Origin of the sequence: Bradyrhizobium macuxiense, from assembly GCF_001542415.1 — a bacterium.
GTDB classification, from domain to species: Bacteria; Pseudomonadota; Alphaproteobacteria; order Rhizobiales; family Xanthobacteraceae; genus Bradyrhizobium; species Bradyrhizobium macuxiense.
The window spans coordinates 24278-44440 of sequence record NZ_LNCU01000096.1 but is presented as its reverse complement, the minus strand read 5'-3'; the positions used below and the strand labels follow the sequence as shown (position 1 = coordinate 44440).

Genomic DNA, 20163 nt, shown 5'->3' with positions numbered 1-20163 from the left:
TAAAACCTTAGCGTTCGATAGTGCCGATGCGGCGGATCTTCTTCTGCAGCAGCAACACGCCGTACAGCAGCGCTTCCGCGGTGGGCGGGCAGCCCGGCACGTAGATGTCGATCGGCACGATGCGGTCGCAGCCACGCACCACCGAGTAGGAATAGTGGTAGTAGCCGCCGCCGTTGGCGCACGAGCCCATCGAGATGACGTAGCGCGGCTCCGGCATCTGGTCGTACACTTTGCGCAGCGCCGGCGCCATCTTGTTGGTTAGGGTGCCCGCGACGATCATCACGTCGGACTGGCGCGGCGAGGCACGCGGAGCAAAGCCGAAACGCTCGACATCGTAGCGCGGCATCGACACCTGCATCATCTCGACCGCGCAGCAGGCGAGACCGAAGGTCATCCACATCAGCGAACCGGTGCGCGCCCAGGTGATCAGGTCGTCGGCGGCGGCGACGAAGAAGCCCTTGTCGGACAGCTCGTGATTGACCTCGAGGAAGAACGGGTCGTTGGCACCGACCGGCTTGCCGGTCGACGGATCAAGAATGCCTTTCGGAGCCTGTGCAATCGCCGGCTGCGAGGATGCGGCGGTGGGGCTCAATCCCATTCGAGCGCGCCTTTCTTCCATTCGTAAGCAAATCCGACCGTCAGCACGGCCAGGAACACCATCATCGACCAGAACCCGGTCGCGCCCAGCTTTCCGAACGCCACAGCCCAGGGGAACAGGAACGCCACTTCGAGATCGAAGATGATGAAGAGGATCGCCACCAGATAGAAGCGGACGTCGAATTTCATGCGGGCGTCGTCAAAAGCGTTGAATCCGCATTCATAGGCGGACAGCTTTTCCGGGTCCGGCGACTGGAACGCGACCAGGAACGGCGCGATCAGGAGCGCCAAACCGATCAGGCTCGCGACCCCAATAAAAACCACAAGTGGGAGGTAATTCTGCAGGATGCCGGTCATCGGCGAGGCCTTCTTGCTGCGGTTTCGGACGTGCCGCAGATTCGTTGATTGGAATTGTTCTTGAGGCTTTAGCGCAGCGCAACAGGGGGCGCAAGACAAGCTATTTTGACGCTTTTACCGCCGTCCCCCGGGGGCTCCGGGCCCAATCCAGCGGCGCACCTGCCTCATGGAGGTAACGCTGCGGCGACGCTGTGGTGCCCTGCACGGCCCCCATATCAGCCCAGCTCTTTCTCGGCAGCGAGCATCTCGGCAGCGGTCCCGATCAGGCGGTCGATATGGCCAAGCAGGAACTCCAGGTCCTGCGGGCTGAGCTGTTCCAGCAGATGGCGATTGCGCTCATGCGCACCGGCGACGATGGCATCATGCGCGGCGAGCCCTGCCTTGGTCAGCGACACCAGCGTCTCCCTGTTGTCGCGCGGGTTGGCTGACTTCGCCACCAGCCTGCGCGCAACCAGTTCCGCGAGCGCCCGGCTGATCTGGCCCTTGTCCATACCCACGGCTTCCGCGAGCCGCACCACGCTCATCGGCGGCCGCCGGCCGAGCGAAGCGACCAGACCGAACTCGACCGACGACAGCCCGGTCAGGCGCTTGTAGCGCAGGATGGCGCCGCGCCTGAGCAGGTTCGCCAGCACCATCAGCCGCGACGACATCATGGCGGTGATCGGCGCGAGTTCCGCGTCCACGACGAACTCGGGCGTGCCAGCCCTTCCAGTCTTCAGTTTCTCGGTCATCGGCCAACCTCTGCCAACAAAGTCGCCCGCTGCCAAGCTAATGGATATCGTTGACATTGTCATCGATCTATCGTTGACTTGGTCAACAGGTTGATCGCGCGCGCCTGAGCCCGCGGCAGGAGGGAACAGCATGACCATCACCCAGCGCGACCGCGACCTCGGCACCGCCTATGCCATGAAGCCGTCCGCCACCCGGACCGAGCTCACCTCGGTCGTCCGCGGCACGCCGATGGGCGAACTGCTGCGCCGCTACTGGCACCCGATAGGCCTCGCGGGCGACGCCACCGATATCCCCAGAAAAGTGCGCGCGCTCGGTGAGGACCTGATCCTCTTTCGCGACAAGCATGGCCGGGTCGGCCTGCTGCATGCGCGCTGCTGCCATCGCGGCACCACGCTCTATTACGGCAAGGTCGAGGAAGACGGCATCCGCTGCTGCTATCACGGCTGGAAGTTCGACGCCGAAGGCCACTGCCTCGAACAGCCCTGCGAGCCCGACGGCGGCCGCTTCAAGGACAAGGTGCGCCAGCCCTGGTATCCGGTGCAGGAGCGCTACGGCCTGATCTTCGCCTATATGGGCCCCGCCGAGAAAAAACCGGTGCTGCCGCACTACGAATGTCTCGAGACCATGGACGATGGCGAGTTCGTCGAGGCTGATGATTCCTCGATCGGCGGCGGCGGACCTGCAATTATCCCCTGCAACTGGCTGCAGCATTTCGAGAACGTGGTCGACCCCTACCACGTGCCGGTGCTGCACGGCTCATTCAGCGGACCGCAGTTCACCAACATGATGGCCTCGATGCCGGAGGTGAAGTTCGAGATGTCGCCGCGCGGCGTCGCGGTGCGCTCGATCCGCAAGCAGGACGACGGCCGCGTGTTCTATCGCGTCACCGAGGCCGCCCTCCCCACGCTGCGCGTGGTGCCCAATCCGCGGGTCGCCCAGTTCGCCCGCGTCGAATCGATCGGCTGGACCCTGCCGATCGACGACACCTCGTTCCGCATCTATGTCGCGGGCCGCGTCAAGAACGCCGGCGACATCGGCCGCATGCGCTCGAAGTTCAACGGCAAATTCTGGTGGGACATGACGGAAGCCGAGCATCAGCAGTTTCCCGGCGATTACGAGGCGCAGGTCGGCCAGGGCCCGATGACGGTTCATTCCGAGGAGCATTTCGGCCAGAGCGACCGCGGCATCCTGATGATCCGCCGCATGCTCTCCGATCAGCTCGAGGCACTGGCGGCGGGCCGCAACCCGATCGGCGTGTCGTTCGACGCCGGCGCCAGGCCGGTCGAATTCGAAGCCGGGAATTATATCCGCGAGGCATAAGGCCCGCGCTCAATCAGACAAAAAACAAGAATTCGAGGGAAGCCATGGTCGATCTCGCGCCGCAGGCCGCCGCGCATTCACAGGATGCTGCACGGCCTGCCGCGCGGCGCTATTACGTGCTCGGGCTGCTCACGATCGTCTACGCCCTGAACTTCCTCGACCGCACGATCTTCAATGTGCTGATCGAGCCGATCAAGAAGGAGTTTGCCCTCAGCGACACCATGATGGGGCTCCTGGCGGGCTTCGGGTTCGTGCTCGCCTACTCGCTGCTCGGCATTCCGATCGCACGGATGGCTGACAGGATGAACCGCCGCAACATCGTCGCCTGCGCCTTCGCACTCTGGAGCGCGATGACCTATCTTTGCGGCACGGCCTCCAGCATCACCACACTGGCGCTCGCCCGCATCGGGGTCGGCGTCGGCGAGTCCGCGGGCACGCCGGCGTCGCAATCCATGATCGCGGACCTCTTCGACAAGGACGAACGTCCGCGCGCGCTCGGCATCTACGCGATCGGCACCTATCTCGGCGTCTTCCTCGGCTATTTCATCGGCGGCTATGTCAACCAGCACTACGGCTGGCGGATGGCGTTCTTCACCGCCGGCCTGCCCGGCGTCGCGCTGTCAGCGGTACTGTGGCTGACCATCGCCGAACCGGCGCGCGGCGCGGTGGCCGAGACGTTCAAGGCCGAACCGATCGGCCCGACGCTGCATTTTCTCGGCTCGCAGCCAAGCTTCATCATCGTGCTGATCGGCTTCTGCCTGACGACGTATACGAACTACGCGACAGCGGTGTGGATTCCTCCGTTCCTGGCGCGCATCCATCACCTCACGAGCGCCGAGATCGGCACCTATGCCGGCACCTTCAAAGGCCTTGCTGGCATGGCCGGCACCTTGGTCGGCGGCATCGTGGTGGCGCGGATCAGCCGCCGCGACGACCGCTGGAAATTATGGGCGCCGGCCATCATGTCCGGCCTCGCCGGCCCCGTCTTCGCACTGTGCATGCTGACGCCGAGCTTCCCGCTGATGGTCGCGACGCTGGCGCTGACCTCGTTCCTGGTCGGCTTCCATCTCGGGCCGATCTTCGCGATCGCCCAGACCGTCGCGAGACCCAGCATGCGCGCGCTGGCCTCGGCAATCGTGCTGCTCACCGCCACCTGCTTCGGCCAGGGCGTCGCCCCGCTCGCCGTCGGCATGATCAACGACGCCCTAAAGGACACTTACGGCGCCGACGCGGTGCGCTACTCGCTGCTGTCGGCAGCGGTCACGACCATGCTCGGCGCCCTGCTCTTCGTGTGGGCGGCGCGCTGGATCCGCGCCGATATCGCGCGAGCGAGCTGACGGTCTCAGCTTGCCATGAAGGCGAGCAGGTCGGACACGAGACGCTCGCTGTGGGTCAGCGGCAGCGCATGCGGTGCGCCCGAATAGATGTTCAGCTTGCTGCCCTCGATCAGCTTCGCCGTTTTGGCGCCGGTCAGCTCCAGCGGCGCGCTGGCGTCCTTGTCGCCCTGCACGATCAACGTCGGACGGTCGATCCCGGCCGCGGCCGCACGAACGTCGGCAAAGGCAATCGTCTTGCGGCAGCCCAGCGCCACCGGCAACGGCACGTTCAACATCATCTCCCTAATCCACGCCCGGGTGACGTCAGGCGTATCGGGCATGAAGAACGGCGCCTCGTTGGCGGCGAGCCAGCCCGGATAGTCCTGCGCAATCTCGGCAAGCTGTGCGTCGATCGCAGCCTTCGGCACGGCGTCGGAATTGTCCTCCGTCTTCATGAGGAATGGCGTCGTCGGCGCCACCAGCGCCAGCCGCGCGATCCGGTCCGAGCCGTGGCGGGCGAGATAATTGACCGCCTCGATCGACCCCATCGAATAGGCAACCAGCGTGACGTCATGCAGGTCGCGCTGTTCGATGACGGCCGCGACATCATCGGTCAGCGTCTCGAGATCGTATCCGGTCGCCGGCATGTCCGACCGGCCGTGCCCGCGCCGGTCCGGCGCGACGCAGCGATAGCCTTTGGCGTTGAGCGCGACGATATGGTGGCCCCAGATGCTGGAGTTGAACGTCCAGGCGGCCAGGAAGAGCACCGGCCGGCCCGAGCCCCAATCCTGCACGAACAATGAGGTGCCGTCCTTCGCGGTCACGCACGATGCGCGCGCGGCCAGCGGCGCGACAGTTTGCGCGGCCGCCGACGCTGCCGCCGCCATTGCCGTGCCGAGCAACGTTGCTTCCAGGACCGTTCGACGATTCATCTCGCGTCTCCCTTGCGGATCGAGCGGCAGCGTTGGCGCCACCGACAAACCGATCATTGCAGAGGGAGATCGTGCGCGCGATTACGCGACAGGTAATCACGCGCACGATGCCAGCGGTGATACGCAACGACGCGCTCAGGTCAGCTTGCCCGTGTATTTCTCCAGCATCGCCCAGGCCTCCGCGCCGTAGGTCTTCTGCCACTGGGTGTAGAAGCCGGCCTTTACCAATGCGGCCCTGAACTGCGCGTGATCGAGCTTGCTGAACGTCATGCCCTTGTCCGACAGCTCGGCCTGCAAAGAGCGATCCATCTCGACGAGATCGGCCCGCTCCTTCACCGCCGCCGCGTCGAACGCAGCATTGATGATCTCGAGCAGATCGGGCGGCAGGCTTGCCATGGCCCGGCGGTTGCCGAGCACCCAGTAGCCGCTCCAGCAATGGTTCGACAGCGCGCAGTACTTCTGCACCTCGTAGAGCTTTCCGGTCGACACCTGCGCCAGCGGATTCTCCTGCCCTTCGACGATGTGGGTCTGCAGCGCAGAATAGAGCTCGCTGTAGCTGATGCTCGACGGCAGCGCGCCGAGGCCGGAGAACAGCGAGGTCAAGAGCGCGGTCACGGGCACGCGGATCTTGAAGCCCTTGAGATCGTCGACGCTGTTGAGCTTTCGGCTCGACGATGAGGTGATCTGGCGGAAGCCGTTGTCCCAGACCTTCTTCAGCGGCACGACGCCGGTCTTGGTGATCGCATCGCGCACGAGGTCGCCGACGCCGCCGTCCATCGCCGCCCAGACCTGATCGTAGGACTGGAACGCAAAACCGATGCTGGGAAGCCCCGACAGGGGCACCAGCGTCGACAGCGTCATGCTGGGCGCGGCCAATAGCTCGATACCGCCGGCCCGGACCTGCGACAGCATTTCGGGATCGCCGCCGAGCTGGCTGTTGGCGAAGACCGTGATGCTGACCCGGCCCGACGACTGCGCGCCAACGGCCTTGGCGGCCTCGACCAGCCGGATTGTCAACGGATGGGTTTCCGGGGTGTTGACGCCGAGCTTGAAGTCGAACTCGGTTGCGGCAAGAGCCGGTTTACCGAGGACTGCCGCGGCGACGACAGCAGAGCCCGTTCCCAAGAGACCCCTGCGGGTCATACTCATTGTTTTCATTATTATTTTTCTCCCAGACGCTCTCTGCGCCTGGCGCCAGTTTCGGGCCTGCGACCGCGCTGCGCAAGGCACGGCGAAACCAATGCACCGGTGGGACGAAACCATTTCGCCAGTCCCACGAAACGATCCGGAAACAGATGGCGCTTACCACTATCGCCAACAGATGGCGCATAGACGCCCGGAGGCGACCATGAACCACTCGATCAATTCAGCGGACCGCGCGACCCACCTCAAGATCGTGGTCGTCGCGCTTGTGGCCGGCATCGCGGTTGCAGCTTTCGGTATTTCGGCCCGCAACAACGCGGACTTCACCCAGACCGCCCAGACCACGCAGATCATCAAGGCCGGCAAGCCGGTCGCGATCACGTCTTCGGGCACATCGACCGTCCGCTAAAGATTTCCCAGGCTTCGCCAGACAAAGCGGCCGCCTTGGGGCGGCCTTTTTGTTGGCGACACCCAACCAGCCGTCAGCGCCTCCATTAACGGCGCCCTAATGCGGTCACTCGATTGCGAACCGCTCCACGATCCCAGTCTTAAAAGTTGTTGTGTAGCGTCGGTATCAACAGGGGCTCAGGCCACAATGAATTTGCAGCAGCAAATCGTTACCACCGGCTTCAAGATCGTCTGCACCGATTGCGGCAGCCTGTCGATCAAGCCGACCGATCCAGTGAACGCCTCCGACGACACCATCATCGAGTGCCGCCAATGCAGCGCTGTCCGCGGCACCGTGGCGGACCTGCACGTCCTCGCGCAGCGCGGCCGCGACCTGTTCGAATTCTAGCCCCGGTCCGACCGATGCTGTCAGATCCGCAACTCGCCGCGCCCAGCCACATCCCGATGGACACGATCTGGTCGATCCTCGAGGCAGCCAACGAATTGGGTGACATCCACACGGTCGACGCCTGCCGACGCGTCATCGACGCCGACCTGCGCGGCAGCACCGCCGGCCAATCCGACGTCGACGTGATCGCCGCATTCTTTGCGTGAGAGCGCGCGCCGCGCGGCTTCCGCCCCCCGGCCCCCAAAGATCGTCTCACCTCGGGCGCACGCATGCCCATCCGATGCGGCCGCCTAATTCGGACAGTCGAATCACTCGTTGCCAACGCGGTTCACGCAGCACCGAAACGACCGAACAGCATCATCCGGCCGAGGCTGGCGCCCTCGGACAATCACGGGCTTGAGCGCGAAATCCGTTCTGCCGTCCATCAAATCTGTGAGCTTGCCGGCCCGGCGTTCAGAAACACAGAAACAAAAGGCTTGAACTAGCTTAACTTGCCTCGCTTGACGTTGCTGGCTAACTGTCACGGGTTCTACGGAACTGGACCGGCGGATGAAACTGACGCGCGATGACTTGGTTCTCGGGGTCACGATCCCCGGGTTCTTCATCGTCAGCATCGTGTCGCTGATCGCCTGCGGGCACGCCTTCCCGGCAATGCATTTCTGGCGCTCCGACAGCATCACCGCGCAGGCCGTGCTCGGCACCGCGGTCATGATTGTCTTTGTCCCGGCATTTGTCGTCGCGAGATTCTGCTTCAGCTATATCGTGGCCTTCTTCCTGCTGTCGGCCGTGTTCGGCTTCATCTGGCTGAGCTTCTTCAGCGAGTTCGACTATCCTCATGCCATCGCGCGCTGGGCCATGATCGCGGCACTCGCCGCGGCGATGCTGCCTCTGCTGTTCACGGATTTCGCGATCTGGCGGCCTGAGCTGTCCGAAGCGGTCATGAACCGCATCGTCGCGGTTCTGCTCGGAACGTCGTGCGTCGTGCTGATGATTGATACGTCCTATGGCACGAGCTTTGGCGATCCATACGGGGCGGCCCGGAGCGCCATCGCGCGGCCGGCGCTGTTAAACTATCTCATCGGGATCATCATCGGAGCCGTTCTGCCCTATCTGTTCGCATACTTTGCGACGCGAAAGCGATGGGCACAGGCGGCCGGCGTGCTGTTGTTCGCCCTCTGCCTCTATCCGGTCGTCAACAACAAGACCGTGCTTCTGCTGCCGATCTGATTCCGTTCCTGTTCTGCCTCTATAGCTACTTCAGCCCACGGCTGGCTACCGTACTCGCGCTCCTGATCCCGATCATCATCGGCCTGGCGGCTTTCGCCATTCTCGTCGCCGACAAGAACTACTTCCTGTTCAGCGCCATCAACCTGCGCTTCATCGCCGTTCCCTCGCTTGCACTCGATCACTACGCCGACTTCTTCGCGCACCGAGAGCTGACCCATTTCTGTCAGATTTCCGTCGTGCGGCATCTGATCGGCTGCTCATATGGCGAACTCGGCCCGGAGCTCGCAGCGGTCTATCGTGACGGCAATTTCAACGCCTCCTTCCTGGCCACGGAAGGCATCGCCTCGGCCGGTGTCGTGTTCGCCCCGGTGGCGGCGTTCGTCTGCGGCCTGATCCTGTCGATCGGATCGACCGTCTCGCACCACCTGCCGCCGCGCTTCATCGCCGTCTCATCCGGTATCGCCGTTCAGACGGTCATGAACGTGCCGCTCACGACCGGGCTGCTCTCGAACGGAATTGCGCTGCTGTTCCTGCTGTGGTGGCTGACGCCCGAATGGCGCCCGGCCCTGGCGTACGAACCGGAGCGGGCGGCTCAGCCGGTCAACGCTGTCGTTGCCGCCGCGTCCTGAGTTCTTGGAGATCGTCGCGTCCCGTCTCAGGCGGGTGCGAACCAGGACAACTGAATCAAGTTGATCGGATTGACGCTCAGGTTGCAGGGGAACCAGGCTGGGAAGACGCACGCAATCAGCGGTGCTCAGGGAGCGCCACGATCGGATCAGGCTGCTAAGTTATTGAAAAAACTGGCGCGAGAGACGGGACTCGAACCCGCGGCCTCCGCCGTGACAGGGCGGCGCTCTAACCAACTGAGCTACTCCCGCGGATGCCGATCACCGGATTGATCCGCGCAGGACCGAGGGCATAAAGGCCCTCCTCCCGTTAGTCAAGGACGTTGCAAACCCGCCTACAACCGCGCCGCTTTTTGCCTCACCGAGGCGAATTGTGGCCTCTTTTGAGGGGACGCGGCGTAGTCAGCGAAGCCCCGAATCAAATAAGGCCTGATACGTCTTGGTTTCCTGACGCCGGCCCAGCTCTGCAGAACCGATGGCTTCAGGATTTTTCCGGACGCGTCTTTCCGACGCGCACTGCGCGCTATCAGCGCGAAACCACAATTCAGCAACGAGGAGGGCCACACATGGCGAAGAAAGCAGCGACCCCGGCGACGATCACGCTGAAGCATCTGGCGGCGGCCATCGCCGAGGAGCAGGAGCTGTCCAAGAAGCAGGCCGAGGCGATCCTGACCGACATGGTCACTCGGATCACCAAGCACCTCAAGAAGGGCGAGCGGATCCGCATCGTCGGCCTCGGCATCCTCCAGGTCCGCAAGCGCGCCGCCCGCATGGGCCGCAACCCCGCCACCGGCGAGCAAATCCACATCAAGGCCAGCAAGAAGGTCGCCTTCCGCGCCGCCAAGGAGCTAAAGGAAGCCATCTAGGCCGCTCAACCTCCGGGCCAGACCCGAAGCGCCATTCCGGTTCGCGACGCGGCCCCGGAGTGGCGCTTTTCTGTTATAGAGCCTGCGTTGAGCCTAGGATTTTGATCGAACCGGAATCCGGGCTCTCGATCTTTCGTTTTGAGGCGTTTTCTTCATGTTGGCACCGGTCCTCGACTTCAAGCACACCGTCACCGAACGCTTCCTGCGCTATGTCGTGATCGATACCCAGTCCGATCCGGACTCACCGACCTGCCCCTCCACCGAGAAGCAGAAGAACCTCGGCCGCCTCCTGGTCTCCGAGCTGCAGGCGATGGGGATCTCGGACGCCCATCTCGACGCGCATGGCTACGTCTACGCGACGATCCGGGCCAACACCGAGAAGACGGTGCCGGTGATCTGCTTCTGCTCGCACATGGACACCTCGCCCGACTGTACCGGCAAGGACGTCAAGCCGCAGATCGTGACGAATTACCGCGGCGGCGACCTCGTGCTTCCGGCCGATCCCTCGCAGGTGATCCGCGCCGCGGAGCATGAGGCGCTGGCCGACCAGATCGGCAACGACATCATCACCACCGACGGCACCACCCTGCTCGGCGCCGACAACAAGGCCGGCCTGGCCGAGATAATGGATGCCGCGCACTTCCTCATCACCAATCCGCAGCTGAAGCACGGCACCATCAAGATCCTGTTCACGCCGGACGAGGAGATCGGCCGTGGCGTCGACAAGGTCGACATCAAGAAGCTCGGTGCCGATTTCGGCTACACCATGGATGGCGAGAGCGCCGGCCATATCGAGGACGAGACCTTCTCCGCCGACGGCGCCAGCATCATGATCGAGGGCGTCGCGACCCATCCCGGCTTCGCCAAAGGCAAGATGGAGCATGCGATCAAGATCGCCGCCGCGATCGTCGATCGCCTGCCGAAGGACGCCTGCTCGCCCGAGACCACCGAGGGCAAGGAAGGCTTCCTGCATCCCGTCGCGATCTCCGGCGCGCTGGAGAAAGCGCGGATCGATTTCATCGTACGCGATTTCGCCGAGGCCGGGTTGAAGCAGAAGGAAGCGCTGCTGGAAGGCATCGTGAAAGATGTCATGAAGGCCTATCCGCGCTCGACCTACCGCTTGGAGGTTCGGGAGCAGTACCGCAACATGAAAGAGGTGATCGACCGTCACCCCGAGGTCGTCGCCTACGCGATCGAGGCCATCAAGCGCGCCGGGCTTTCGCCGGTGAAGACCTCGATCCGCGGCGGCACCGACGGCTCGCGGCTGTCGTTCATGGGGCTGCCCTGCCCCAATATCTTCGCGGGCGAGCACGCCTTTCACTCGCGGCTGGAATGGGTGAGCCGGCAGGACATGGAAAAGGCCGTGCAGACCATCGTGCACCTGGCGATGATCTGGGAAGAGCGGGCCTAACCTCTCAGGCCCGCGCCGTCACGATCCAGATCGCGGCGGGCAGCAGCACGGAATCGCCCTTCGCGAACGGCGTCAACGCCTCGCGGATCGAGGTAACAGCGGCGGCCCGCACGTCATCGGGGTGTCCTTCCAGCGCGCGGCTGGCCGGGCCGATCTCGAGCGCCGCCTGCACCGCAGCGTCCAGGCCGCGCCCGATCGCGACATCGAGCTCGAGCCGGCACGGCTCCATGGCGATAGTGGAAAACCCGGCTTCGCCGAGGATGCGGTTCACCCGCGCTTCGGAGGCGAACGAGAACGGCCCGGGATCCTCGGGACCGAGCTGCGGCAGCTTCGGCACGTGCTTGTAGACGGCCTGCAGCGGCGCCATGAAGAACGGATTCTCGCGCGGCTCCTTCCAGCAGGCGAAGGCGAGCCGGCCCGACGGCTTCAGCGCCGTGCGCAGATTGGCGAACGACACCACGGGCTCGGCAAAGAACATCACGCCGAAACGCGATGTCAGGAGATCGAAGCTTGCGGGATCGAACGGATAGACGGTGGCGTCAGCAAGCGCGTAGTCGACCGGCGCATCCTTTGGCGTGCTCTGCCGCGCCCGCTCCAGCATCGGCCCGGAAACATCGACGCCGAACACATGGCCCGACGGCCCGACCTTCTTCGCAAGCGCATTCGTCGACGCGCCGCTGCCGCAGCCGACATCGAGGACGCGCTCGCCGGCACCCGGCTTCGCGCGGTCGATCAGTACCTCGAGCACCGGCTTAAGTACGATGTCCTGCGCGGCCTGTCGGGCAGCCCAGCGCTGGCCACCCGGCCCGTTCCAGTAGGCGATCTGGTCGGCGTTGCGTTCGTGACCTTGCGAAGTATCCATCAACAGGTCTCTTGCGTTGCGGCCCGTAGCATCGGCATCACCTGATAGGTGAAGCCGGCATTGGCCTTCATGGTGGGATCGTTGGCGACGATGTCCTGCGGATCGGCATCGTCGGGCAGTTGCAGCACGCCGAGGCCCCAGACGCCGGCGGGATCAGCCACAGGCCCGAAGATCAGCGCCTTGCCGGTACGCAGCAGTTCGCCGCAATAAGCGACATGCGCGTGCATGATCTCGGCCTCCCGCGGCGTCATGTCCTGCGGAAAAGTCGGGCGCGGGCCGGTCAACCTGCAAACGTAATACTTCATCGACCTGGCCTGTCTTGCGGATCAGTTGGCGGCAGCACTCGCCGGCTTGGCCTGCTTCGGTGCAGCCCGTTTCGCAGCCGACTTGGCATGCTCCTTGGGAGCAGCTTTCGGTGTGCTGTCGCTGCGGGCGATGCCCCACGGATCGGTCGGCTTCTGGTCCGGCACACTGTTGATTGCGCGCTGATATGCGCGCTGCGCCCGCTTCTCGTTGGCTTCATCCGCCGGCGACTTGTCGATCTCTTCGCGATATCTCTGGACATGGTCCTGCGCCAACGCGGGTCGGGCAATCAAGACAGGTCCGGCAATGAAGGTCGTCAGGAGAAGAGCGGCGGCAATGATGCGCATGAATCGAGTTCCCGGTTGTGCGGCGAACGCGAACATATCATCCCAGCAATGTTGGCGGCAATTTGCCCGGCGGGATTGGACGATAGGCGAAGGATGAACCAGTCCGCCTTCGCCATGCGGCGTCTCCTGGTAACGGTGCTCGTTGAAGATAATTGCCGAGCTAGGAATTGCAGTGGTGGGCGGTGAGAGGATCGAACTCCCGACCAATGGTGTGTAAAACCAGTGCTCTACCGCTGAGCTAACCGCCCCACTTGCGCCGCCTCTTTAGCCTCGCCGCCCCCCGCGGTGCAAGGTCGATGGCCCTATTCCGTCGGGCATCCCGGCAATTCCGCGAGATCGTTGATCCATGGCGCCGCCGAGCGGCACCAGACCTGGCGCTTCGGCATCAGCCGGTCGCGCTGACGGATGCTGCCCCAGCGGATCCCCCAATCGTCGGGCCCGCCATCCTCGCCGCTCGTGAACAAGGGAGAACCGCAATCGCCGCAGAAATGTTGGAAGCGGGTCCGGCCGTTGTCGCCTGTCTTCCCGTAAACCTTTGGCGCCCGCCCGGTCAGCCGCACCTGCTCGGCGTCGCAGATCACCGTGACCCGGTAAGGCGATCCGGTGAGTGTCTGGCAGTCCGTGCAGTGGCAGATCGACACCCGCTCCGGGTCGATCTCGGCCTGATAGGTCACCATCCCGCAGTGGCACCGCCCGTCGATCTGCATGTCTGCCTCCTTCTGCCACCGTAACGAACATAGGGCGCACATCGTTACCTCTCCATCAGATAGTCCCGACGCACCGACGGCATGCCATTTTGGTATCCCAATCTTACCCTACGTGGGATACCGTACCGGGATATTCGGCCGACTCGAAGTCGGCCATCCACCCTCTTTTGCCGAGACCGCCGCCATGTCGCAGATGCTCCAGATCCACGATCAGCTTCGGGAGATGATCCTGTCGCTCGACCTCGGCCCCGGAGAACGGCTGACGGAACGCTGGCTGGAAAGCCGCTTCGAGGGATCGCGAACGCCGATCCGCGCCGCGCTGGTGCGGCTCGAGGGCGAAGAGCTGGTGCAGCGCGACGGCCGCAACTGGATCGTCGCGCCGATTGATCTCGGTGAGCTGGAAGCGCTGGCGGAGTTCCGCGTGCCGCTGGAGACGACGGCGGTCCGCCTCGCCTGCGCGCGGGCAAGCGAGGCCGACATCGCCGGGATCGAAGGCATGCTGGACGCCTGCCAGTCCGGCGCGCCGCGCGAGGAATGGCACCGCATCGGCACCGATTTCCATGTCGAGATCGCGCGCCTCTCCGGCAATTCCTTCATCGTCAAGGCGGTCGCGGGTGCGATGACCCGGCTGTCGCGCGCGCGCTGGCTGGAGGTGTGGACCGAACCCTCGCGCGAGCAGGCCTGGCGCGAGCATCGCCGCATCCTCGGCTTCATCAAGAACAACGATCCGGAGGCCGCCGCGCGCGAAGCCGCCGACCACATCAGCGACACCCGCGATCGCCTGCTCCGCTCGCTGAACGAGGACCGCCGCGGTCTCAAGGCGCGCGGCTTCGCTGTGATCGGATTGCGCTGACATGGACATGGAAATCGATCGCGAGGAGGCCCTCGACGCCGGCCCCTGGAAGCGAAACCTGATCGTCTGCGTGTTCGGCTCCTTCACCACGATCGTGGCGATGACGCTGCTGCTGCCGTTCCTGCCGCTCTATGTCGAGCAGCTCGGCGTGACCGACCATGCCGCCATCGTGCAGTGGTCGGGCGTCGCCTATGGCGCAACCTTCTTCACCGCGGCCTTGACCGCGCCGCTCTGGGGCCGGCTGGCCGACCGCTACGGCCGCAAGCTGATGCTGATCCGCGCCAGCCTCGGCATGGCCGTTGCCATGTCGCTGATCGGCATGGCGCACAATGTCTATGAACTGGTCGGGCTCAGGCTGCTGACCGGTCTGCTCGGCGGCTACGCCTCAGGCTCGACCGTGCTGGTTGCATCGCAAACGCCGAAAGCGCGCTCCGGCTGGGCGATCGGCGTGCTGTCCGCCGGCATCATGGCCGGCAGCCTGGTCGGCCCCTTGATCGGCGGCATCCTGCCGTCCCTGATCGGCATCCGCTCGACCTTCTTCATCGCCGGCGGCGTCATCTTCATCACCTTCCTCGGCACGACCTTCCTGATCCGCGAGGGCGTTCGGCCGTCGGTCGCGCGCGGCAGCAGGTCGCGCGGCGGCTGGGCGCTCGTTCCGGACAAGCGCCCGGTCCTCGCGATGTGGGTGACCGGCCTATTGCTGATGGTCGCCAACATGTCGATCGAGCCGATCATCACGGTCTATGTTGCCCAACTGGTCCAAGCGCCGCAGGTGACGTTCGTCGCCGGGCTCGTGATGTCAGCGGCAGCGTTCGGCAGCCTGTTGTCATCGTCGCATCTCGGCAAGCTCGCCGATCGTGTCGGCCACTGGCGGATCATCATCATCTGCCTCGCGGTCTCGGCCGTGCTGCTGATCCCGCAGGCCTTCGTGATCAGCGGCTGGCAGCTCATCCTGCTGCGCTTCCTGATGGGCCTGGCGCTGGGCGGGCTGCTGCCGTGTATCGCGAGCGTCATCCGGCACAGCGTGCCTGACACCGTCACCGGGAGCATGCTGGGCTACTCGGTGTCGGCGCAATATGCCGGCCAGGTGATCGGCCCCCTCGCCGGTGGCTTCATCGGCGGCCATATCGGCATGCGCGCGGTGTTCCTCGGCACCAGCGTGCTGATGGCGCTCGGCGCGGTCGGCAATTTTCTCGTCGAGAAGAAAAGGTAGTCACACTGTCCGGGCGCGCTCCGTTCCGAGCAGTCGTCGCGCAATACGCAAACCACCAAAACAAAAACGGCGCCCGAAGGCGCCGTTTGATTTTCAGACCGGAGTTCGCTCAGTGCGCCGTCAGGCCGCCGGACGCTTCATCCGTCGTGTCGGGCTTGACGTCGACCTTGGTTTCCTCTTCCCAGACGATCGGCGCGGGCACGCGGACCAATGCCCTCGCGACGACCTCATCCAGCCGCGAAACCGGGATGATGTCCATGCCGCCCTTGATCGCATCGGAAATCTCCGTGAGATCCTTGGCGTTGTCCTCGGGGATCAGCACCGTCTTGATGCCGCCGCGTGCGGCAGCCAACAGCTTCTCCTTCAGACCGCCGATCGGCAGCACGCGACCGCGCAGCGTGATCTCGCCGGTCATCGCGACATCGTGGCGGACCGGGATTCCGGTCATGACCGAGATGATCGCGGTGGCCATCGCCACGCCCGCCGACGGTCCGTCCTTCGGGGTTGCCCCCTCCGGCACGTGAACGTGGATGTCGCGGCGGTCGAACAGCGGCGGCTCGATGCCGTAGTTGATCGCGCGCGAGCGGACGTAGGACGCCGCCGCCGAGATCGATTCCTTCATCACGTCGCGCAGATTGCCCGTGACCGTCATCCTGCCCTTGCCGGGCATCATGACGCCTTCGATCGTGAGCAGCTCGCCGCCGACGTCGGTCCACGCAAGACCGGTGACGATACCGACCTGATCCTCGCTGTCGATCTCGCCGAAGCGGTACTTCGGAACGCCGAGGAACTCTTCGATGTTCGCCTCGGTGACCTTGACCGACTTCTTCTTGGAGATCATCAGCTCCTTCACCGCCTTGCGGGCGAGTGTGGAGAGCTCACGCTCCAGGTTACGCACGCCCGCCTCGCGGGTGTAGCGGCGGATCATCAGCAGCAAGGCATCGTCGTCGATCGACCATTCCTTGGAGTCCAGGCCGTGCTTGGAGAGCGCGCTCGGGATCAGGTGCTTGCGCGCGATCTCGACCTTCTCGTTCTCCGTGTAACCGGCGATCCGGATGATCTCCATGCGGTCCATCAGCGGGCCCGGAATATTCAGCGTATTCGCGGTCGTGATGAACATCACGTTGGACAGGTCGTAGTCGACCTCCAGGTAGTGGTCGTTGAAGGTCGAGTTCTGCTCGGGGTCCAGGACCTCAAGCAGCGCCGACGATGGATCGCCGCGGAAATCGGCGCCCATCTTGTCGATCTCGTCCAGCAGGAACAGCGGATTCGAGGTCTTCGCCTTCCGCATCGACTGGATGATCTTGCCGGGCATCGAGCCGATATAGGTGCGGCGGTGACCGCGGATCTCGGCCTCGTCACGCACGCCGCCGAGCGACACGCGCACGAACTCGCGTCCCGTCGCCTTGGCGATCGACTTGCCGAGCGAGGTCTTGCCGACGCCGGGAGGTCCGACCAGGCACAGGATCGGTCCGGTCAGCTTGTTGGCGCGCGACTGCACCGCGAGATACTCGACGATGCGGTCCTTGACCTTCTCGAGCCCGTAGTGATCGGAGTCCAGCACCGCCTGCGCGGCCTCGAGGTCCTTCTTGACCTTGGACTTCTTGCCCCACGGAATCGACAGCAGCCAATCCAGATAGTTGCGCACGACAGTCGCTTCCGCGGACATCGGCGACATCTGGCGCAGCTTCTTCAGCTCGTGCTGCGCCTTCTCGCGTGCTTCCTTGGAGAGCTTGGTCTTGGAGATCTTCTCCTCCAGATCGGCCAGCTCGTCGCGACCTTCGTCGTCGCCGAGTTCCTTCTGGATCGCCTTCATCTGCTCGTTCAAATAATATTCGCGCTGGGTCTTCTCCATCTGGCGCTTGACGCGCGAGCGGATGCGCTTCTCGACCTGCAGCACCGAGATCTCGCTCTCCATCAGGCCCAGCACCTTCTCCAGGCGCTGCGTGACGGACAACGTCTCCAGGATTGCCTGGCGATCGGCGATCTTCACCGCCAGATGCGAGGCAACAGTATCGCCGAGCTTGGCGAAGTCGGTGATCGCCTGAACCACGCCGACGACTTCGGCGGAGATCTTCTTGTTCAGCTTCACATAGCTTTCGAAGTCGGACACGACCGAACGCGCCAGCGCCTCGGCCTCGACCGAGTTGGCGTCGGTATCGGCGAGCGCGACGGCGGTCGCCTCGTAATATTCGGCCCGGTCGGAATATTTCTCGACGCGCGCGCGCTCCAGGCCTTCGACCAGCACCTTCACGGTACCGTCGGGCAGTTTCAGGAGCTGCAGAACGCTGGCGAGCGTACCGGTTTCGTAAATTGCGTCGGGTGCCGGATCATCGTCGGACGCGTTCTTCTGCGTCGCGAGCATGATCAGCGCGTCGTTCTTCATCACCTCTTCGAGCGCGCGGATCGATTTCTCGCGGCCGACAAACAGCGGCACAATCATGTGCGGGAAGACGACGATATCGCGGAGCGGCAGCACCGGGTAGGAATGGCTTTCGCCGTGAACGATCGTTGGCCGGGGTTTGGAGGTCGTCATGGCCTAATCCTTTTGTTGTGCCCCCTTGCACGCAGCCCGCCTGCTCGCGCAACCGCCACAAGGTGCCTTGATGATCCGGAATAAGTGAGGCTCTCACAGCCGCGTTTATTCCGTCTCGTGAAGCGACGAATCTCACCGCATGAGCGTCGTCACCGATAGCATTAGGTGGCTATCGGGCACAGGGGTGTCAAGTACGAGAAACGCCTGTAAATTCAGGCTAAACAGACATTTGCTGCTATGCCGCAACGGCCGCTGCCGCTATGCGGAAATGGCTGCCGGACGATCCGGCAGCCATGCAATTTTTCGCCCCTGGGCGTTGCGCTTCAGGCGCTCGCGCTGCTCTCGACGGCGCGGTCGGAACGATCCGCGTAGATGTAGAGCGGACGGGCCGTTCCCTCGACGACTTCGCGCGAGATCACGACTTCCTCGACGCCTTCCAGGCCAGGCAGGTCGAACATCGTTTCGAGCAGGATGCTCTCCAGGATCGACCTCAGACCGCGCGCACCAGTCTTGCGCTCGATCGCCTTGCGGGCGACCGCGCCAAGCGCCTCGTCGGCGAAGGTCAGCTCGATGTTCTCCATCTCGAACAGGCGCTGGTACTGTTTCACCAGCGCGTTCTTCGGATCGGTCAGGATCTTCTTCAGCGAGGTCTCGTCGAGGTCTTCCAGCGTCGCAACGACAGGGAGACGGCCGACGAACTCCGGGATCAGGCCGTACTTGAGCAGATCCTCGGGCTCGACGTGGCGGAAGATCTCACCGGTACGGCGATCCTCCGGCGCGAGCACCTGCGCCGCGAAGCCAATCGAGGTCGAACGGCCGCGCGCGGAGATGATCTTCTCGAGCCCTGAGAAGGCGCCGCCGCAGATGAACAGGATGTTGGTGGTATCAACCTGCAGGAACTCCTGCTGCGGATGCTTGCGGCCGCCCTGCGGCGGAACCGAGGCCACCGTTCCTTCCATGATCTTCAGCAGCGCCTGCTGGACGCCCTCGCCCGACACGTCGCGGGTGATCGAGGGGTTGTCCGACTTGCGGCTGATCTTGTCGATTTCGTCGATATAGACGATGCCGCGCTGCGCGCGCTCGACATTGTAGTCGGCCGACTGCAGCAGCTTCAGGATGATGTTCTCGACGTCCTCGCCGACGTAACCGGCTTCGGTCAGCGTCGTGGCGTCCGCCATGGTAAAGGGAACGTCAAGGATGCGCGCCAGCGTCTGCGCGAGCAGCGTCTTGCCCGAGCCGGTCGGACCGATCAGCAGGATGTTCGACTTCGCCAGCTCGACGTCGTTGTGCTTGGTCTGGTGGTTCAGCCGCTTGTAGTGGTTGTGGACGGCAACCGACAGCACCTTCTTGGCATGGCTCTGGCCGATCACATAATCGTCCAGCACCTTGCAGATTTCCTTCGGCGTCGGGATGCCGTCGCGCGACTTCACCAGCGAGGACTTGTTCTCTTCACGGATGATGTCCATGCAGAGTTCAACGCACTCGTCGCATATAAAGACGGTCGGTCCCGCAATCAGTTTGCGGACTTCATGCTGGCTCTTGCCGCAGAACGAGCAATATAGCGTGTTCTTGGAGTCGCTCGTGCCGACCTTACTCATTCATTATCTCCGTCCGCCGTTCGATCTCGTTTGCCAGATCGACCCACTCCGGTACAAATCCGAAGGTTAATGGGTAGATAGAGCAAATTCCGTACCAAAAAAGACCCTACGCAGTCTTGACCGTGCGAATCACGGTGTATTCGAATCTCCCGCGATCATAGCCGATACGTCACAGCCAACCATGCTGGCACCCGACTATCAAGAATTCGCTAATCGGGCGGTCTGCTCAAGACCGTGACAATACCGTGATTTCCAGCGTTCGCACGTGGAATACGCATCGAAATCCACGAAACGTTGCGGGATTACCACTCCGGCGACGAGCACGAAAGCGGAACCTTTTGCCCGTGCCCGTACGCTTGCGGGCCGGTCCTCGCTGGTGTTTGCCGGTTATGTGAGGTGTCAATGTGGAGATCACACCGAC

The 20163-nt window shown here is 63.8% G+C and carries 22 protein-coding genes and 2 tRNA genes; 11 read left to right on the top strand and 13 right to left on the bottom strand.

The features are described 5' to 3' along the window. Nucleotides 1-7: 7 nt before the first annotated feature. The 3 genes from AS156_RS28750 to AS156_RS28740 all read right to left on the bottom strand — a co-directional run bounded on the left by AS156_RS28750 (nucleotide 8) and on the right by AS156_RS28740 (nucleotide 1685). A complete protein-coding gene (locus AS156_RS28750) occupies nucleotides 8-598 on the bottom strand; it encodes a NuoB/complex I 20 kDa subunit family protein (protein ID WP_050423879.1) in 591 nt (196 codons plus the stop codon). Continuing rightward, nucleotides 589-954, bottom strand: coding sequence for an NADH-quinone oxidoreductase subunit A (locus AS156_RS28745; RefSeq protein ID WP_018271860.1), 366 nt, complete (start codon nucleotides 952-954; stop codon nucleotides 589-591). The genes AS156_RS28750 and AS156_RS28745 overlap by 10 nt, the downstream gene beginning before the upstream one ends. A gap of 215 nt (nucleotides 955-1169) precedes the next feature. Then, nucleotides 1170-1685, bottom strand: coding sequence for a MarR family winged helix-turn-helix transcriptional regulator (locus AS156_RS28740; RefSeq protein ID WP_066511792.1), 516 nt, complete (start codon nucleotides 1683-1685; stop codon nucleotides 1170-1172). Between the two features lie 130 nt (nucleotides 1686-1815). Between AS156_RS28740 and AS156_RS28735 the strand changes: the two genes are divergently transcribed. Further along, nucleotides 1816-3006, top strand: coding sequence for an aromatic ring-hydroxylating dioxygenase subunit alpha (locus AS156_RS28735; RefSeq protein ID WP_066511789.1), 1191 nt, complete (start codon nucleotides 1816-1818; stop codon nucleotides 3004-3006). A gap of 44 nt (nucleotides 3007-3050) precedes the next feature. After that, nucleotides 3051-4343, top strand: coding sequence for a spinster family MFS transporter (locus tag AS156_RS28730; RefSeq protein ID WP_066511787.1), 1293 nt, complete (start codon nucleotides 3051-3053; stop codon nucleotides 4341-4343). Between the two features lie 5 nt (nucleotides 4344-4348). Here the strand turns inward: AS156_RS28730 and AS156_RS28725 are convergent, their stop codons facing one another. Next, the gene (locus AS156_RS28725) at nucleotides 4349-5254 is read right to left on the bottom strand and encodes an alpha/beta fold hydrolase (protein ID WP_245313108.1); all 906 of its coding nucleotides are present in this window, start codon (nucleotides 5252-5254) and stop codon (nucleotides 4349-4351) included. Between the two features lie 135 nt (nucleotides 5255-5389). Then, entirely contained in the window at nucleotides 5390-6403 is a 1014-nt protein-coding gene (locus AS156_RS28720) for a TRAP transporter substrate-binding protein (RefSeq protein WP_066511785.1), read from the bottom strand. Nucleotides 6404-6602: 199 nt separating this feature from the next. On the opposite strand from AS156_RS28720, the gene AS156_RS28715 reads away from it, so the two are divergent. The 5 genes from AS156_RS28715 (at nucleotide 6603) to AS156_RS28695 (ending at nucleotide 9049) form a co-directional block, all read left to right on the top strand. Continuing rightward, nucleotides 6603-6806: a hypothetical protein gene (locus AS156_RS28715; RefSeq protein ID WP_066511784.1), complete on the top strand. Its 204-nt coding sequence runs from the start codon at nucleotides 6603-6605 to the stop codon at nucleotides 6804-6806. Between the two features lie 186 nt (nucleotides 6807-6992). Beyond that, nucleotides 6993-7193: a hypothetical protein gene (locus AS156_RS28710; protein ID WP_066511779.1), complete on the top strand. Its 201-nt coding sequence runs from the start codon at nucleotides 6993-6995 to the stop codon at nucleotides 7191-7193. Between the two features lie 14 nt (nucleotides 7194-7207). Then, the gene (locus tag AS156_RS28705) at nucleotides 7208-7399 is read left to right on the top strand and encodes a hypothetical protein (RefSeq protein WP_066511776.1); all 192 of its coding nucleotides are present in this window, start codon (nucleotides 7208-7210) and stop codon (nucleotides 7397-7399) included. 343 nt (nucleotides 7400-7742) lie between these two features. Next, nucleotides 7743-8420 (top strand): hypothetical protein, encoded by a 678-nt coding sequence (locus AS156_RS28700; RefSeq protein ID WP_066511774.1) that lies wholly within the window; start codon nucleotides 7743-7745, stop codon nucleotides 8418-8420. Next, on the top strand, nucleotides 8333-9049 hold the full coding sequence (locus AS156_RS28695) for a hypothetical protein (RefSeq protein WP_066511771.1): 717 nt from the start codon (nucleotides 8333-8335) through the stop codon (nucleotides 9047-9049). The genes AS156_RS28700 and AS156_RS28695 overlap by 88 nt, the downstream gene beginning before the upstream one ends. A gap of 172 nt (nucleotides 9050-9221) precedes the next feature. Here AS156_RS28695 and AS156_RS28690 read toward each other — a convergent pair. Beyond that, nucleotides 9222-9298, bottom strand: a tRNA-Asp gene (locus AS156_RS28690). 290 nt (nucleotides 9299-9588) lie between these two features. Between AS156_RS28690 and AS156_RS28685 the strand changes: the two genes are divergently transcribed. Together AS156_RS28685 and pepT are read left to right on the top strand one after the other, a co-directional pair. Then, nucleotides 9589-9912, top strand: a complete 324-nt coding sequence (locus AS156_RS28685; protein ID WP_283807948.1) for an HU family DNA-binding protein — start codon at nucleotides 9589-9591, stop codon at nucleotides 9910-9912. A gap of 154 nt (nucleotides 9913-10066) precedes the next feature. Then, nucleotides 10067-11323 carry a peptidase T gene (gene pepT / locus AS156_RS28680; protein WP_066511765.1) on the top strand — a complete coding sequence of 419 codons (1257 nt, stop codon included), beginning with the start codon at nucleotides 10067-10069 and terminating at the stop codon, nucleotides 11321-11323. A 4-nt stretch (nucleotides 11324-11327) separates the two neighbouring features. Here pepT and AS156_RS28675 read toward each other — a convergent pair whose 3' ends face one another. The 5 genes from AS156_RS28675 to AS156_RS28655 all read right to left on the bottom strand — a co-directional run bounded on the left by AS156_RS28675 (nucleotide 11328) and on the right by AS156_RS28655 (nucleotide 13542). Beyond that, nucleotides 11328-12185 carry a class I SAM-dependent methyltransferase gene (locus AS156_RS28675; protein ID WP_066511762.1) on the bottom strand — a complete coding sequence of 286 codons (858 nt, stop codon included), beginning with the start codon at nucleotides 12183-12185 and terminating at the stop codon, nucleotides 11328-11330. Beyond that, a complete protein-coding gene (locus AS156_RS28670) occupies nucleotides 12185-12490 on the bottom strand; it encodes a YciI family protein (RefSeq protein ID WP_066511759.1) in 306 nt (101 codons plus the stop codon). The genes AS156_RS28675 and AS156_RS28670 overlap by 1 nt, the downstream gene beginning before the upstream one ends. A 21-nt stretch (nucleotides 12491-12511) precedes the next feature. Next, complete coding sequence (locus AS156_RS28665) at nucleotides 12512-12835, bottom strand: hypothetical protein (RefSeq protein WP_066511839.1); 324 nt, start codon at nucleotides 12833-12835, stop codon at nucleotides 12512-12514. Between the two features lie 173 nt (nucleotides 12836-13008). Further along, nucleotides 13009-13083 (bottom strand) — tRNA-Val (locus AS156_RS28660). Nucleotides 13084-13137: 54 nt separating this feature from the next. After that, nucleotides 13138-13542, bottom strand: a complete 405-nt coding sequence (locus AS156_RS28655; RefSeq protein WP_066511757.1) for a GFA family protein — start codon at nucleotides 13540-13542, stop codon at nucleotides 13138-13140. 184 nt (nucleotides 13543-13726) lie between these two features. Here AS156_RS28655 and AS156_RS28650 point away from each other — a divergent pair, with 184 nt between their 5' ends. Next, nucleotides 13727-14395 (top strand): GntR family transcriptional regulator, encoded by a 669-nt coding sequence (locus AS156_RS28650; RefSeq protein WP_066511837.1) that lies wholly within the window; start codon nucleotides 13727-13729, stop codon nucleotides 14393-14395. A 1-nt stretch (nucleotide 14396) separates the two neighbouring features. Further along, entirely contained in the window at nucleotides 14397-15608 is a 1212-nt protein-coding gene (locus AS156_RS28645; protein ID WP_066511750.1) for an MFS transporter, read from the top strand. Between the two features lie 109 nt (nucleotides 15609-15717). On the opposite strand, the gene lon is transcribed toward AS156_RS28645, so the two are convergent. Next, nucleotides 15718-18144, bottom strand: a complete 2427-nt coding sequence (lon, locus tag AS156_RS28640; RefSeq protein ID WP_066511747.1) for an endopeptidase La — start codon at nucleotides 18142-18144, stop codon at nucleotides 15718-15720. A 323-nt stretch (nucleotides 18145-18467) separates the two neighbouring features. Further along, nucleotides 18468-19742: an ATP-dependent Clp protease ATP-binding subunit ClpX gene (gene clpX, locus AS156_RS28635; RefSeq protein WP_028345767.1), complete on the bottom strand. Its 1275-nt coding sequence runs from the start codon at nucleotides 19740-19742 to the stop codon at nucleotides 18468-18470. Nucleotides 19743-20163: the final 421 nt, after the last annotated feature.